At 39.7% G+C, this 15,744-nt stretch carries 12 protein-coding genes; 3 read left to right on the forward strand and 9 right to left on the reverse strand.

Going from position 1 to position 15,744, the window contains the following annotated elements:
* Positions 1-44: 44 nt before the first annotated feature.
* A complete protein-coding gene (locus M2448_RS08405) occupies positions 45-548 on the reverse strand; it encodes a helix-turn-helix transcriptional regulator (protein ID WP_280645652.1) in 504 nt (167 codons plus the stop codon).
* A 560-nt stretch (positions 549-1,108) separates the two neighbouring features.
* Here M2448_RS08405 and M2448_RS08410 point away from each other — a divergent pair.
* From M2448_RS08410 to M2448_RS08420, 3 genes are all read left to right on the forward strand, one after another.
* Positions 1,109-2,743: a C69 family dipeptidase gene (locus M2448_RS08410; protein WP_280645651.1), complete on the forward strand. Its 1,635-nt coding sequence runs from the start codon at positions 1,109-1,111 to the stop codon at positions 2,741-2,743.
* A 55-nt stretch (positions 2,744-2,798) separates the two neighbouring features.
* Positions 2,799-3,830 (forward strand): iron ABC transporter permease, encoded by a 1,032-nt coding sequence (locus M2448_RS08415; RefSeq protein WP_280645650.1) that lies wholly within the window; start codon positions 2,799-2,801, stop codon positions 3,828-3,830.
* 281 nt (positions 3,831-4,111) lie between these two features.
* Positions 4,112-5,146: an ABC transporter ATP-binding protein gene (locus tag M2448_RS08420; RefSeq protein WP_280645649.1), complete on the forward strand. Its 1,035-nt coding sequence runs from the start codon at positions 4,112-4,114 to the stop codon at positions 5,144-5,146.
* Between the two features lie 15 nt (positions 5,147-5,161).
* On the opposite strand, the gene rodA is transcribed toward M2448_RS08420, so the two are convergent.
* From rodA to rho, 8 genes are all read right to left on the reverse strand, one after another.
* On the reverse strand, positions 5,162-6,619 hold the full coding sequence (gene rodA, locus M2448_RS08425) for a rod shape-determining protein RodA (protein WP_280645648.1): 1,458 nt from the start codon (positions 6,617-6,619) through the stop codon (positions 5,162-5,164).
* A 26-nt stretch (positions 6,620-6,645) separates the two neighbouring features.
* Positions 6,646-8,619, reverse strand: a complete 1,974-nt coding sequence (gene mrdA / locus M2448_RS08430; RefSeq protein WP_280645647.1) for a penicillin-binding protein 2 — start codon at positions 8,617-8,619, stop codon at positions 6,646-6,648.
* Positions 8,616-9,128, reverse strand: a complete 513-nt coding sequence (gene mreD / locus M2448_RS08435) for a rod shape-determining protein MreD (RefSeq protein ID WP_280645646.1) — start codon at positions 9,126-9,128, stop codon at positions 8,616-8,618. The genes mrdA and mreD overlap by 4 nt, the downstream gene beginning before the upstream one ends.
* Entirely contained in the window at positions 9,115-9,972 is an 858-nt protein-coding gene (gene mreC / locus M2448_RS08440) for a rod shape-determining protein MreC (protein ID WP_280645645.1), read from the reverse strand. The genes mreD and mreC overlap by 14 nt, the downstream gene beginning before the upstream one ends.
* A gap of 50 nt (positions 9,973-10,022) precedes the next feature.
* Positions 10,023-11,048: a rod shape-determining protein gene (locus M2448_RS08445; RefSeq protein WP_280645644.1), complete on the reverse strand. Its 1,026-nt coding sequence runs from the start codon at positions 11,046-11,048 to the stop codon at positions 10,023-10,025.
* Positions 11,049-11,082: 34 nt separating this feature from the next.
* On the reverse strand, positions 11,083-12,606 hold the full coding sequence (gene purH / locus M2448_RS08450) for a bifunctional phosphoribosylaminoimidazolecarboxamide formyltransferase/IMP cyclohydrolase (protein ID WP_280645643.1): 1,524 nt from the start codon (positions 12,604-12,606) through the stop codon (positions 11,083-11,085).
* 124 nt (positions 12,607-12,730) lie between these two features.
* Positions 12,731-13,669, reverse strand: a complete 939-nt coding sequence (locus tag M2448_RS08455; protein WP_280645642.1) for a cation diffusion facilitator family transporter — start codon at positions 13,667-13,669, stop codon at positions 12,731-12,733.
* A 96-nt stretch (positions 13,670-13,765) separates the two neighbouring features.
* Entirely contained in the window at positions 13,766-15,628 is a 1,863-nt protein-coding gene (rho, locus tag M2448_RS08460; protein ID WP_280645641.1) for a transcription termination factor Rho, read from the reverse strand.
* Between the last annotated feature and the right edge of the window lie 116 nt (positions 15,629-15,744).

The raw sequence follows: 15,744 nt of genomic DNA on the forward strand, positions 1-15,744 counted from the left end.
CCTTAATTTAGGTGGGGCTATTTTTATATCTGCCAATTTACGAACTATAGCGGCTTATTATCGGCATTAAAAGTCTCGAACGTATTATCGGTATAATAAATAATTATCTTACTGACTTTTCGTTCGGGTGCCTTTTGATATACAATAGTCTGGTTCACTGTATTTTCCGGTTGTATTTGAGGCTGCTCAACTACAATTTCTTTGCGATATTCGGTTTCGGGTTTATCATTAGGCAAAGATACAGCCGTCTGAGAGAATAAATCGGGCTGATTTGCCTGATATGAATTAACAGGTGTGGTTGACGGTTGTTGACCCGATACGTTTTTATTATCATATCCGGATTTATACATACTACCGTTTCCTGTAATCAACCAATCAGGATTGAGGTATTCCATATTAGATAAGATGCGTGTTACCACATCCAGACTGGGATTGTTGCGCCCATTAAGTATATGCGATACTACAGCTCTGCCCAATTGCAACTTATCGGCAAATGCAGATGGCGTTAGCTGTTCATGTTCCATTATCTGTCTGATTCTATCTTTCATATAGCATGTAAATTACAAGAAACAAATGTAAATAATATATTTTACAAATAGAACTTTTATCTATTTACATTTGGAGTCAACAAAAGTAATCACTTAGAATACATTTATAATATATACAGATGTAACTAATTCAAATAGCCTAAAAGTATAACTTTTTATTATTTCATTATATAATTAATAATAAATAGATTATATACAATACATATAGCTATAAATAGCCAAAATAGGCCATAACACTCCCCTATTCTACCAATATCGTAATTAAAACTTCATATTATATATATAAACAATTGATAGATAGATAATAATATATTAAATAACTATACAATCATAGTGCATACATCTGTATACTGCGCATCTGCTTACATTTGAATACTATATAGTTATATTTGTATATAAATCGTAAATATACATTTATAAATCGAGTAGGCAGACTTTTGTTTACTCCACTTGGTTTACTTATGTATATTTCAGTAAGAAAACATTTGTATATTTATCCACACGCTTCCATATTTCTAAATATTAGAGTATCTTTACGTTCATAACAAAAAATTTGAACTATGAGAAAGATATTTTTATTTACTCTATTCTGTTTAGTCTCCCAGATTCACGTATTTGCCTGCACAAATTTTTTAGTTGGCAAAAATGCGTCTGTTGACGGGTCTACAATGATTACTTATTCTGCCGATTCTTACGCTCTATTCGGGGAACTATACCACTGGCCTGCTATGAAGTATCCGGCAGGAACTATGCTGAAAGTCTACGAATGGGATACAGGAAAATATTTAGGGGAAATTGCTCAGGCCAGCCAGACATATAATGTGGTAGGAAATATGAATGAGCATCAGGTTACTATTGGTGAAACTACATTCGGTGGACGTGAAGAACTAGCCGATCCGAAAGGTATAATGGATTATGGCAGCCTTATATATATAACATTGCAAAGAGCCAAGACAGCAAAGGACGCAATAAAGATAATGACCGACCTTGTAGCCGAGTATGGTTATTATAGCGGTGGAGAATCATTCTCTATAGGTGACCCTAACGAAGTATGGGTACTGGAAATGATAGGTAAAGGTGAAAACAATAAAGGTGCGGTATGGGTTGCAGTACGCATACCGGACGATTGTGTATCGGCTCATGCTAATCAGGCTCGTATACAGCAATTTCCGTTAAATGATCCTGCTAATTGTATATACTCGAAAGACGTAATTTCGTTTGCCAGAGAGAAAGGTTATTATAATGGTAAAGATGAGGATTTTAGTTTTGCACTAACGTATAATCCATTGGATTTCGGCGGACAGCGTTTCTGCGAAGCCCGCGTGTGGACGTTCTTTAACAAGTATAATAAAGATATGGCTAAATATGTAACTTATGCTCAGGGTAAAACACAAGATCCGATGCCCTTATATATTAAGCCTGACAGAAAGATCTCACTGGCCGATATACAGGAAATGATGCGCGACCACTATGAGGGTACTGCTCTGGACTGGACAAACGATGTAGGCGCAGGCCCTTACAAATCACCTTATCGTTGGGCTCCACTGACATGGGAATCTGATTCGGTACAGTATTGTAACGAACGCCCTGTAGCTACTCAGCAAAGTGGCTTCGTATTCACATCGCAAATGCGTTCATGGTTGCCAAATCCTATTGGAGGTGTATTGTGGTTTGGAACAGACGATGCCGATCAGACTGTGTTTACACCGATGTATTGTTCTATAACAGAAATACCTGAATGCTATAAAGAAGGTAATGGCGATCTGTATACATTCTCGTGGACGTCGAGCTTCTGGATTCAGAACTGGGTATCAAATATGGTATATAACCGATACGACCAAATGCACCCTGATCTGGAAAAGATACAAAAAGAACTGGAAAGCAAATTCTTTGCTAACCAAGCCAATATAGAAAAAGAAGCACAGGAATTGTATAAGCAATCGCCGGAGAAAGCTGTTCAATATCTGACAAAATATAGTGGGGAACAAGCTCAATATGCTTTCGACAGATGGAAAAAACTCGGAGAATTCCTGTTGATCAAATATATGGACGGTATTGTACGTAAAGAGAAAGACGGCGAATTTATCCGCAATGAACATGGTAAACCTTCGTCTCCGCAACGTGTAGGATATTCAAAAGAATTTTACCGGAAAGTGGTGAAAGAAACCGGAGATAAATATAAAGTATTATACTAAAATTTGTATATTTGAACCCCTCCTGCAAAGAGGGGTTTTTTATTAAATATATTGCATGCCTAAAGGTTTTACATATAGCCTCATTTTTTCGATAAGCATAATTATTCTGTTTGTCTTAACTCTGTTTCTTGGCTCTGTATCTATCCCAGCTCAGGCGATTTTTGAAATATTACAAGGAAATGAAGTTGAAAAACAAGCCTGGAGTTACATTGTACTCGAGTCACGCCTTCCACAGGCCATTACAGCACTGGTTTCGGGTGGAGCAATAGCCGTTTCGGGACTTCTGTTACAAACAGCTTTTCGCAATCCTCTGGCCGATCCGGGTATATTAGGGATAAGTGCCGGAGCAAATCTGGGTGTAGCATTTGTAATATTGCTTATAGGAAATGGAATAGGCTCGGTAGGTAGTTTAGATTTGTCTTATTCGATGAGTATCGTTTTAGGTGCTTTCATCGGTGCGTCCGTTATCTTATCTATTATTATGGGATTTGCATCCGTAATCAAAAATAGTGTAATGCTGCTTATCATCGGTATTATGGTCGGCTATCTGACATCGTCTGTTATTTCCATCCTGAAATTTTGGAGTACAAGCGAAAACGCCTATTCTTTTATGATCTGGGGAATGGGCGACTTTTCGGGTGTATCTATCGAACAATTACCGTTCTATTGCATCATCGTGGGCATCGGGCTGTTTTTGTCAGTTCTGCTTATTAAGCCTCTGAATGCTTTATTACTTGGGGAAAGGTATGCTGCCAATCTGGGTGTAAACATAAAACTGATACGCTTTTTGTTACTACTATGTGCTGGTCTGTTGACAGCTATTACCTGTGCATTCTGTGGACCGGTGGCTTTTATCGGTCTTGCTGTACCGCATATTGCACGATTACTACTTGGCACATCTAATCATAAATCGCTACTGCCTGTCACCATACTTATAGGTTCGGTCATGGCTTTGCTTTGTAATCTGATCAGCGTGTTGCCCGGTTCATCGGGCGTATTGCCATTGAATGCAATAACTCCGATATTCGGCGCACCTGTAATTATATATGTGATACTGAATCAGAAGAAGATCCAGTATTTCAATTAGGCTGTTATTTTTCCTGATTGTATTTATCTATAGAGAGATAAGAATTATGAGTTATAAATTATAAATGATGAATTAACTCAATTAAAAAAACAAGCAGAATCAAAACAATGCAAAAAGTGCAAGGTTTGTCAGGTTTTAGTTAAAATTTTAGGATACCAGTTTTTAGTGTACTAGAAGAAAGAAAATATAAAGCAAGCAAGCTAGAAACATCGTTCAGCGAAACAAAGTGTAGCTAAAACTTGTAATTTTTGTAAGGTTTTAGTTAAAATTGAATATATTGAATGAATAAAGAGTCTGTTATATCGGCCAGAAATATAGCGATCGGTTATGCTAAATCGAAGCACAGAGGCGAAGCTTCTCTCTATAAAGATTTATCTTTTGATCTTTACAGAGGTGAGCTTGTATGCCTTTTGGGTGTAAATGGTGCCGGTAAATCGACTCTGCTTCGTACAATCAGTAATAATCAGCCTACACTAAATGGAGAAATACTATTCGAAGGCAAGGATATAACTACATATTCCGAAAAAGAGCTTTCACAACTCATGGGATTGGTATTGACTGATAAAACATCTGTAGGCGGACTGCTTGTCAGAGAATTAGTAGAACTCGGTCGTTATCCGTACACAGGATTTTTCGGACAATTAACCAAGCAGGATAAAGCAGTAGTACAAAAGGCAATAGATGATGTCGGTATTTCGCATAAGGCTAATACTTATGTATCTGAACTATCGGATGGTGAACGGCAGAAAGCGATGATAGCCAAAGCTTTGGCACAGGAATGTCCGGTCGTTTTACTGGATGAGCCTACTGCATTTCTCGATATAGAAAGCCGTATAGAAATAATGAATCTGCTGCATGACCTTGCAGCCAATCTGGGTAAAACAATATTGCTATCGACTCACGACATTGATCTGGCCTTGCTCCTAGCCGACCGTTTGTGGTTGATTTCCAAAGGTAAAGGTTTAATAAGAGGAATTACAGAAGACATTGTATTATCGGGAACACTTGACCATTTCTTTAAAGGTGATAGCATCGTATTTGACAGATATACAGGAAATTTCCTACCTAAAAGAAGTAATACAAAAAAGGTATATCTCAAAGCTGACGGGCTTTTATATCATTGGACAAAAAATATGCTGGAAAGAAACGGATTCTCTTTAGCAGACAGTGAGGATTCTGACATACTGTTTTCTATTTCTCCCAAAGAAGTTATTGATGGACAAACGACTACCACACATTTTGAACTTAAAAAGCAGGATGGTTCAATAGCTTATATTGCAAGTTTTGAGGATTTGGTTGAGAAATTGAAGCATTGAAAAGCTCCTCTTATTTTATCTCCGTTTACGAGACATATCGATGCGCAGAAATATGAAGAGCAGGATGGTAAAACCCCATAAAGACGAGCCTCCATAGCTGAAGAACGGTAAGGGGATTCCTATAACAGGGGTTAAGCCTATAACCATACCAATATTGATTGCTACATGGAAAAAGAATATGGACGCGACGCAATATCCATAGACTCGCCCAAAGGTACTCTTTTGACGCTCAGACAGATATATCAACCTCAGTATCAGCGTCATAAATAGAATAAGAACGACTACCGAGCCTACAAAGCCCTGCTCCTCGCCGACTGTACAGAATATGAAGTCTGTATCTTGCTCAGGCACGTATTTAAGCTTGGTCTGTGTACCATTCAGGTAGCCCTTACCGAGTAATCCCCCCGATCCTATGGCTATCTTTGATTGATTCACATTATATCCGGCTCCCATCAGGTCGTCTTCCATGCCCAATGTGACTTTGATACGCATCTGCTGATGTGGTTGCATTACATCGCTGAACAGGTAATCGATAGAGCCTACAAACAGTACGCTGCCTATGGCAAAGGCTGCTGCCAGAAGGTAGGTTTTAGACCAATGCTTCTTTGCCAGATATAGCAAGTAGGCTACCAATGCACCGATAGAGACAAGAGCTAATAACCCGAAGTCTATATCCACTCCTATCAATGAGATCAGATATGCCAATCCAAAGAATACTATAGCTCCGAGCAGAATATTACGTGCCGTCACACGGTCTTGCTTATAGCTTAGTACCAATCCTGCACAAATGAGGATAACTAGTATAACCGTTATGAACTCACCTGTGGATATCATACCTACATCGGTATCTGAATACTTGAGCCCTATTACAAAGAATACAACTGCCGATACACCCAGAAACAGCACTATACCGGGCAGACCTTCTCTATACAGCATCAATATAAATGCAGTGTAGACTAAAGCCGAACCGGTCTCTTTTTGCAATAGTATCAGGAGCATCGGCAATATGATCATCCCTGCTATTATCAGCAAATTTTTAGCTGTCAGTAGCTTAAAGTTATAGCTGTTGAGGAAGCGGGCTAAAGCAAGGGCAACCGCAAACTTTGCAAACTCGGCGGGTTGCAACCGTATCGTATCCGTTATTACAAGCCACGACCGCGATCCTTTTATATCAGGAGCGACAATAACCGTAAGCAGCAAGAGAAGCATAAATGCGGCATAGATATAGTATGCCAGTATATCGTAGAGATTACTATCGAGCTTGAGAATGATAAAGCCTAACACAATGGATGTTCCCATCCACACAAGCTGCATACCTGCCCTGCCCGACAAGTCGAACATACTGGTAGCATGCTCATAGTTATAGCTGGCACCATATATACTGAACCATCCACCCAGAATGAGCAGAATATACAGCACAATGGTAAACCAGTCGAGGCTCTTCTTTATATTATCATCTTCTCTTTGATACATCTGTCTTTTGTCTACTGCAAACTATATTAGTCTTCGTCGAAGCCTCCCGGTCTGAAAGGCTGTATAGTATTCTCTGCCGGTTGCTTAACAGTACTTACTGCCGGTTGTTGGATCAGTTCAGAGTTTTTATTATTACGATTCCAATTGAAAAATAGCTGAGGCAATATTACCCTGTTGGCAATCATGGCTTCCAATCCTTTGTCACTCGCCGGAACTTCTCCCCGCAAATATTTCTGCAACATCAACCGTCCCATAGGCACAGCGTTAGTCGCTCCGAATCCACCATTCTCCACAATAACAAAGATAGCTACTGTCGGATTATCTTTAGGTGCAAATCCCATAAAGATGGAGTGGTCTTTTCCATGTGGGTTTTCGGCAGTTCCTGTCTTACCACATACTTCAAAGTCTGGCAATAAGTTAGCCCCTCTACATGTACCTCCGGTTACCGCACGAGCCATGCCTTCCACTATTGATTGATAATGTTGCTGTTTAATACCCGTTGAACGTTTATTAACGTATGTGCTATCAAGTGCCGTATCTTGTATTTGGCGCACAACGTGGGGTGTATAATAAAATCCCCTGTTAGCAATAGTTGCTGCAAGATTGGCAACCTGTATTGGAGTTGCTGTTACTTCTCCCTGACCAATAGCAATAGATATGATGGTAGATGCGTTCCAACTGCCTTTATACGCCCTGTCGTAGAATTTACTGTTAGGGATAAACCCTCTCTTTTCAGACGGCATATCTACTCCCAACGGATAACCGAATCCCTGATCTACCATATGATTTTTCCAGACTTCAAATGCAGTCTGTACATCCTTATACTTCTTGCGGTTGCTAAGCATCGCTGCCAGTCCGTAACAGAAATATGAGTTACAAGATGTAGCTATTGCAGGAATAAGGGGTAACGGTGCGCCATGCGCGTGACACTTCGGACGACCACCTAATGGCGGATATCCACCTGCACAGGAATACATCGTATTCTCTGTTATAATATCTTCTTCCAGAAACACCAGTCCCTGTGTTGTTTTGAATGTAGATCCGGGAGGATACATTCCCTGTATAGCTCTATTGTATAACGGTTTCAGCGGATTATTTTCAAGCTCAAGATAGTTCTTCCCAAAGTCCCTGCCTAATAGCATGGAAGGGTCATAGGTAGGCGAAGTTACCAGACACAGAACTTCTCCGGTAGACGGTTCTATCATCACAATACTACCCACCTTATTCTGCATAAGGTATTCTCCATAAGCCTGTAATTCTATATCAATGGATAAGGTTAGATTTTTACCTGATACAGGGGCTACATCGTGCTTCCCTTCTTCGTATTTACCTTGTATCCGGCCATGGGCATCTCTCAACAGTATTTCAACGCCTTTTTCACCACGCAGGTATTTCTCGTATGACAACTCTATCCCCGATTTACCTCCATAATCACCTCGTACATAGTAGTTATCCTTATCCATCTGAGTCTTGCTTACCTCTGCGACATACCCAAGTAGAAGTCCGGCATTAGGATGCGTATATTGCCTCAGTGTTCTCTTCTGAATAAAGAACCCCGGAAACTTATATAGCTTCTCCTGTAAGAATCCACTTTCCTGATAAGTAAGCTGAGTCATAAACGTTTGCTGTGTATATGAAGAATAGCCGGGATTGAGGCGTTTGTCCTTAATATCCACTATACGTTTAGCAAATTGCTCTTGAGTTATACCAAGAGTCCGGCAGAAATCCAGTGTATCGAATACCTGCACTTCGCGGGGAATATAAACCAGATCGTATGTAGGCTGGTTATATACAAGCAGACGGTCTTTGCGATCGGATATAATACCTCGTGCAGGATATAGTGTTCTGTTAAAGAAAGCATTGCCATCAGCAGATTCCTTATATTCGCTCTTTACTATCTGTAAATAGAATAACTGTGCTATATATATCAGTACAATGGTGCAGACTATTCCTCCCAGTACATACTTACGTTTACTGAGGTCTAAAATGTTTGCTTTCATACGGTTTTCTTCTTTAATGAGAATCCTTCGAAAGCAAAAACAAGAATAGACGTGAGTACAGCAGATAGCGAGAACCTAAGTAGAATCAGCTTAATATTGAAATAGGAAAATGATTCTATAGATACGAGCACAATATGATGAATCAGTGTTAAGAATATTACATACTTCATAAATGCGGCTCCCAATAAAGCAAGGCTGGGAGTCTGTTCATCATAATCGTCTACCATAAAGAACAGATTCTGCACCGGACGGCATATGAAGCCTATCAAGGTGGTTGCGGCTGCATTTATACCGGGAGTGTTACAAAATATATCTATGGTAAATCCTAACAGGAAGCCCAGAAAAGTGGAAAGGCTCCGACTACAGCCTACCGGCAATTTGAATATGAAATATATGTATAGGAAAGGTACTGCATAACCAAGAAACGACACCTTGTTAAGTACCAATACTTGTAGCAGTACGAGCAATACAAACAGAATCACATATTTTATTGTATTACTTTTTAGCATTCTTCACTTTGTTCTCCAACTCTTTAATCTCTTCGTTGGTGTTATTAATAAGAAGTACATTTTTGAGTGACCCGAAGTCGGTCGACAATTTTATCTTCAGGCTATAAAAGTTATCATCTGTCTCACTCTTATAATCTTCGACTGTACCGACCATCAAACCTTCAGGAAAGAAATCCGAGAATCCACTCGTTACGATGGTATCCCCTATCTCTACACGTTCATATTTAGGATATTCGGTAAGAACGGCATATCTGGAATCTCCTCCCTGCCACAGTAAGATACCAGCAGTGTTGGAATTCAATATTTTACAACTGAATTTACTGTGCGGATTCAATACAGGTTGCACAATAGCATAGTTGGCGCTGGCTGATCTTACCACACCTACTATACCTTGCTGTGAAATAACTCCCATATCAGGTCGTATTCCACTATTTGTTCCTTTGTTCACTATCATGTAGTTTTCTATCATCGAGATGCTGTTTTTCTCAACGCGGGCAACAATGAAAGGAGGTTCGGTTCTTCTCCCTAACGAGTCGCGTAAGAAAGCTTCAGTCTTAATAGAATCTGCTTCGATAGTAAATAGATAATCCTTCAATTCGGAAATCTGAACTTGTAATTCCGCATTCTTTTCCAGAAGCTCCTGATTTTCTTGTCTTAAACCGAAGTACGACAGGATGCTTCCGGATATAGAGTAAACCCTTCCCGTCACTTCGTTAGAAGAATTGAGAAAGACACTCTTTTGATATGAATTGTTACTGAATATAAAGTAAAAACAGATTATCTCTAACAGTATGAACAAAAACCATGAACTATTCTTCAATAAAAAGTTTATCAGGTTCCGCATAAATCTGCTTCTGTATTATTCTGGGTAAATCAACTGCTATACTTGTCTTATTATCTCATCAAGAAGTTGAACTTCTCTATATTTTTGAGAGCAATACCTGTTCCTTTTGCTACTGCATGAAGCGGATCTTCAGCTACATGAAACTGAATACCAATTCTGTCGGAGAAACGCTTGCTCAGACCTCTCAGCAGTGCTCCACCTCCTGTAAGGTATATGCCATTGCGAACAATATCAGCATACAACTCTGGTGGCGTTTGTTCCAAAGCACTAAGTATAGCCGAATCCATTTTAGATATGGACTTATCGAGACAATGCGCCATTTCCTGATATGAAACAGGTATATCCATTGGCAAAGATGTCATTCTATTTGGCCCATGAACAATAAAGTCTTCCGGAACTTCATCATCCGGCAATTCGGTCAAAGCCGCACCGACTGCTATTTTTATATTTTCGGCAGTGCGCTCTCCCACTTTAATATTGTGCTGACGTCCCATATACTCCTGTATATCTTCTGTAAGGTCATCCCCTGCAATCTTAATAGATTTGTTAGAAACGATACCGCCTAGAGATATTACTGCAATCTCTGTTGTTCCCCCGCCTATATCTACGATCATGTTTCCTTCCGGCGCTTCCACGTCGATACCGATACCCAAAGCAGCAGCCATAGGTTCGTATATCATATATACATCACGTCCGCCGGCATGTTCAGCCGAGTCGCGTATAGCACGCGTTTCTACTTCGGTACTTCCTGAAGGGATACATATAACGATGCGTAATGATGGCGAGAACAGACGGCTTTTATTGTTGAACATCTTAATAAGTCCGCGAATCATCTGCTCAGCAGCCGTAAAATCTGCTATCACACCGTCTTTCAACGGTCTCACAGTACGGATATCTTCGTGTGTCTTCCCGTGCATCTGACGGGCTTGCTCCCCTACTGCTATTACTTTTCCCGACTTGCGCTCCAGTGCTACCACCGAAGGCTGATCTACAACAATTTTGCCGTTATGTATGATGATGGTATTGGCTGTACCAAGGTCCATCGCTATTTCCTGTGTAAAAGAGAATAATCCCATATTTTCTTATATCGCTTATTATTTACAATTAATATTAATGTTTAAAGTGGCGGATACCTGTCATCACCATCGATATATTGTGTTCGTTACAATATTCGACAGACAGATTATCCTTAATGGAGCCACCTGGTTGCACAACGGCTGTAATACCTGCATTCCCTGCTATTTCCACACAATCGGGAAACGGGAAAAAGGCATCGGAAGCCATTACTGCTCCATCGAGATTGAAACCGAATGAGTCTGCCTTCTCTATAGCTTGCCTCAGAGCATCTACACGGGACGTTTGCCCGGTACCGCCTGCACACAATTGCTTATTTTTCACCAGTATAATGGCATTCGATTTTGTATGTTTTACCAGCTTATTCGCAAACAAAAGGTCTTCGACTTCTGTTCCCTGTAATGGTCTTTTCGTAACAAGTTCCAAATCCTTCTCTGCTTGTATGCTCAAATCTTTATCCTGCACTAAAACACCATTCAGTAAAGAACGGAATTGCTTATCTCCGGTCAGTGGTTGCTTTTGTACAAGTATAATGCGGTTTTTCTTTTGTTCCAGTATTTCGAGCGCCTCTACATCATATTCAGGGGCAATTATTATTTCAAAGAATATATTATTAATTTCTTCAGCAGCGGCTTTATCTATTTTGCGGTTGCTTACAATAATGCCTCCGAATGCCGACACCGGATCTCCTGCTAAAGCATCTTTCCATGCTTCTACAACTGTTGGGCGCGAAGCTATACCGCATGCATTATTATGTTTCAAAATAGCTACCGTAGTTTCGTCAAACTCACTGATAAGGCTTACTGCCGATTCTATATCCAACAAGTTATTATATGATGTTTCGCGGCCATGTATCTGATCGAACATTGTATTGAAGTCACCATAGAATGTTCCTTTCTGGTGAGGATTTTCCCCATAACGAAGGTGTACAGCATTGTCTTCCGCATAGCGGAATGCTGTACCTTCATTATTATCCATATAGTTAAAAATTGCTGTATCGTATAAGGATGATACGGCAAAGGCTTCTTTAGCAAAGAATTTGCGGTCAGCAATATCTGACTTACCCTTTTTGGCATCCAGCAAATCTTTCAATGGCTGATATTGTTTTTTAGAGGCAACAATAAGTACATCTTTGAAGTTTTTAGCTGCTGCACGTATAAGGGATATCCCTCCTATATCTATTTTCTCGATAATATCCTGTTCTGCTGCACCCGAAGCTACAGTTTCTTCAAACGGATACAAGTCGACAATCACAAGATCTATTTCCTGTATGTCGTATGCTTTTATCTGCTTCATGTCTTCGGGTAGTTCTCTGCGACAAAGTATTCCACCGAATATTTTAGGATGTAATGTCTTTACCCGACCACCTAAAATAGAGGGGTAACCTGTGGCATCTTCCACGGCATCGCAAGGGAATCCTAATGATTCAATGAAGCTCTTTGTACCACCTGTAGACAAGAAGCGAACTCCTGAATTATTCAACTCTTTTAAAATTTCATCCAGTCCATCTTTATGATAAACGGAGATCAGCGCTGTTTTAATTTTTTTTTCTGAAGACATGATGTGTTAATAACCTGCTTTTAGGCGAACAAAGTTATAAAAACTATTGTGATTACAGCCCGTTTTTAGTAATATTTTTAATGAATAAACTTTATATCGAATTTTCGTGAGAATGTATTGATTTTTAGTTACATGTTTCTTCATATGGGCATATATCCCTACCCTCAATCTGAATTGTTGCATGCCTTATTCCAAAATCTTTATTAATCAATCGCTTCGCACTCTCCAATATCTGATCCCGGTCTGATTTGGGATCAACTTTGAGATGAACCGTCATTACGGAAAAATCTGAGGTAATCATCCATATATGAAGGTCGTGAACATCTTGTACACCATCTACAGATTTCAATGTTTTGATAACCTTCTCTGAATCAATAGAAGAAGGCTTGGCCTCCATTAATATATTCACCGACTCTCTGAGTACATTCCATCCGCTATATAATACCAATAAAGAAACAATCATACTGGCAATAGGATCGGCAATATACCAACCGAACAACATGATCAGTACTGCGGCAATAATTGCCCCTACCGAGCCTAATAGATCCCCTATAACATGCAGGAAAGCACTACGTACATTCAGATTTTCTTCGGTAGAGCCCTGCGAATGCAGAATATAGGCTACTATGATATTTATAATAAGCCCGATAACTGATATAAGCATCATACCCTGTCCTACTACCTGAGGTGGTGTGGAAAGACGCTCTATAGCTTCTTTGAAGATAAATATAGATAACAGAATAAGCACTATTCCGTTGAGTAATGCGGCCAATATTTCGAAACGTTTGTAGCCATAAGTTTTAGAAGGGGTGGCTGCTCTTGCACCAAAGATGAGCGCACTAAGGCTTAACCCCAAAGCAACAGCATCACTAAGCATATGTCCGGCATCGGATATCAGAGCCAGACTATTGGTGAGGTATCCTCCAATAAATTCAACAAACATAAAGCCTGCTATAAGCAGAAAACTTATTGTTAGTGCTTTCTTATTAGCATTGTGGCTATGGCTATGTCCGCCATGCGAATGCCCATGACTATTTTCGTCATGATTATGATCATGTACCATTATCGCCTATTTAGAATTAACAAGAATAAAAAAAGCAAGGGTAAAGTTACATCTTTTTCCCTTGCTTCTTGCTATATTATTTATAATTCTGCTTCCTTAATCATTCATAGAGATAAGGAATTCTTCATTATTGATAGTTTTTCTCAATCTTCCTTCCAGGAATTGCATTGCTTCCACTGAATTCATATCCGAAAGGAAGTTACGCAATACCCACATACGGCTAAGTGTATCTTTATCAAGCAACAAATCGTCACGGCGTGTACTTGAAGATATGATATCGACAGCAGGGAATATACGCTTGTTTGACAATTTGCGATCAAGCTGTAATTCCATATTACCTGTTCCCTTAAATTCTTCGAAGATCACATCATCCATCTTAGAACCTGTTTCGGTAAGTGCCGTAGCTATAATTGTGAGAGATCCCCCATTTTCAATATTACGTGCAGCTCCGAAGAAACGCTTCGGTTTGTGCAATGCATTAGCATCTACCCCACCTGTCAAGACTTTACCCGATGCAGGTTGTACTGTATTGTATGCACGTGCAAGACGTGTTATAGAGTCGAGTAAGATAACTACATCGTGTCCGCATTCTACCATACGTTTTGCTTTATTGAGTACAATCTCCGCTATTTTGACATGGCGATCAGCTGGTTCGTCAAATGTAGAAGCTATTACTTCTGCATCTACACTACGTTCCATATCTGTAACCTCTTCAGGTCGCTCATCTATAAGAAGTACTATCATATATACTTCAGGATGATTGCTTGCGATAGCATTGGCTATATCTTTCAACAATGTAGTCTTACCTGTTTTAGGCTGTGCTACAATAAGTCCGCGCTGTCCTTTACCTATAGGAGAAAACAAGTCTACTACACGACAAGAGAGATTATCGTTGCGTCCTTTTGTCAGCTTAAATTTCTCATCCGGAAAAAGTGGTTTCAGGTGATCGAACGGAACACGGTCACGCACCTCGTCTGGTGTACGGCCATTTATCCTGTCTACCTTCACCAATGGGAAAAACTTCTCAGATTCTTTGGGGGGACGAATAGGGCCTTCTACGATATCTCCTGTTTTCAATCCGAATAGTCGTATTTGAGACTGAGAGATATACACATCATCGGGCGATGACATATAATTATAGTCGGACGAACGGAGAAACCCATATCCTTCTTGCATAATTTCCAGTACACCTGTTGCATTAAGTATCCCTTCAAAATCGAAAGGCTTTTCCTGTGACTGATTATTATTTTGCTTCTGAGGCTGATTATTATGCTGATTTTGCAGTTGTTGTTTTGCTTTTTGCGGAGCTTCCTGTACTATTTCGACTGGCGTCACGTCAGAATCTACTTCAAGTGGTGTAAGCAATGGTAGTCCCGGAATATGTTCTTCGGGTTCGCTTTCTCTCACTTTGTTAGAACGGAATACCAATTGGGTAGGTTTTGTAGTAGGTTGGGCTTGCTGCGGTTTAGGTTGCTGTGTATCCGGCTTATTTTCTTTGGCTATTTCAGCATTACCTTTTTTTATAATCTCTTTTTGAGGATTTTTATCTGCCAAAGGTGCTGCATCCTTCTTTTCTGTAACAGGAGCCTGAACACCCTTATTTACTTCCGGTTTAGCAGATGTTAATTCTTCTTTCTTCGTTTGTGGCACAGGAGCTTGTTCTTTTGCAGCTACCGGAGCCGAAGCCTGCTTTTTAGGCTGTGCCGGAGATTTATCTTTTCCCTGTTTTGCCTTTGTTCCAGACTGTGATTTCTTTTGCTGTTGTTCTATTCTGTCCTCGCTCTGATAGCTTTCTGAATTTTTGTTACGTGCTTCCAGAATAGCCTGCTCATCCAGTATTTTATAAATGAGTTCGTCTTTTTTGTAGGCATCCGGACGTCTTATGCCGAGTTCTTTCGCGATAGTTCTCAGTTCAATAGTGAGCTTTTCATTAAGCTCAAGGATATTGTATATACGCATGTATATCTATATTAAATTATATGATTGGTTATATTTATCTCAAAACGATTAAGGTAAACCCTTTTTTGGCAGTTTATTATATATATATGATATTATTGGATCTTATTTTAGAAAAC

This window comes from Dysgonomonas sp. PF1-14 (genome assembly GCF_029892965.1).
Classification (GTDB): domain Bacteria; phylum Bacteroidota; class Bacteroidia; order Bacteroidales; family Dysgonomonadaceae; genus Dysgonomonas.

Bases quoted from the DNA above. Each gene is read 5' to 3' on its own strand.
- M2448_RS08455 (WP_280645642.1), bottom strand. From the start codon at position 13,669: ATGGTACATGATCATAATCATGACGAAAATAGTCATGGGCATTCGCAT.
- mrdA (WP_280645647.1), bottom strand. From the start codon at position 8,619: ATGAAAGCAAACATTTTAGACCTCAGTAAACGTAAGTATGTACTGGGA.
- M2448_RS08415 (WP_280645650.1), top strand. From the start codon at position 2,799: ATGCCTAAAGGTTTTACATATAGCCTCATTTTTTCGATAAGCATAATT.
- purH (WP_280645643.1), bottom strand. From the start codon at position 12,606: ATGTCTTCAGAAAAAAAAATTAAAACAGCGCTGATCTCCGTTTATCAT.
- M2448_RS08420 (WP_280645649.1), top strand. From the start codon at position 4,112: ATGAATAAAGAGTCTGTTATATCGGCCAGAAATATAGCGATCGGTTAT.
- M2448_RS08410 (WP_280645651.1), top strand. From the start codon at position 1,109: ATGAGAAAGATATTTTTATTTACTCTATTCTGTTTAGTCTCCCAGATT.
- mreD (WP_280645646.1), bottom strand. From the start codon at position 9,128: ATGCTAAAAAGTAATACAATAAAATATGTGATTCTGTTTGTATTGCTC.
- rodA (WP_280645648.1), bottom strand. From the start codon at position 6,619: ATGTATCAAAGAGAAGATGATAATATAAAGAAGAGCCTCGACTGGTTT.
- mreC (WP_280645645.1), bottom strand. From the start codon at position 9,972: ATGCGGAACCTGATAAACTTTTTATTGAAGAATAGTTCATGGTTTTTG.
- M2448_RS08405 (WP_280645652.1), bottom strand. From the start codon at position 548: ATGAAAGATAGAATCAGACAGATAATGGAACATGAACAGCTAACGCCA.
- rho (WP_280645641.1), bottom strand. From the start codon at position 15,628: ATGCGTATATACAATATCCTTGAGCTTAATGAAAAGCTCACTATTGAA.
- M2448_RS08445 (WP_280645644.1), bottom strand. From the start codon at position 11,048: ATGGGATTATTCTCTTTTACACAGGAAATAGCGATGGACCTTGGTACA.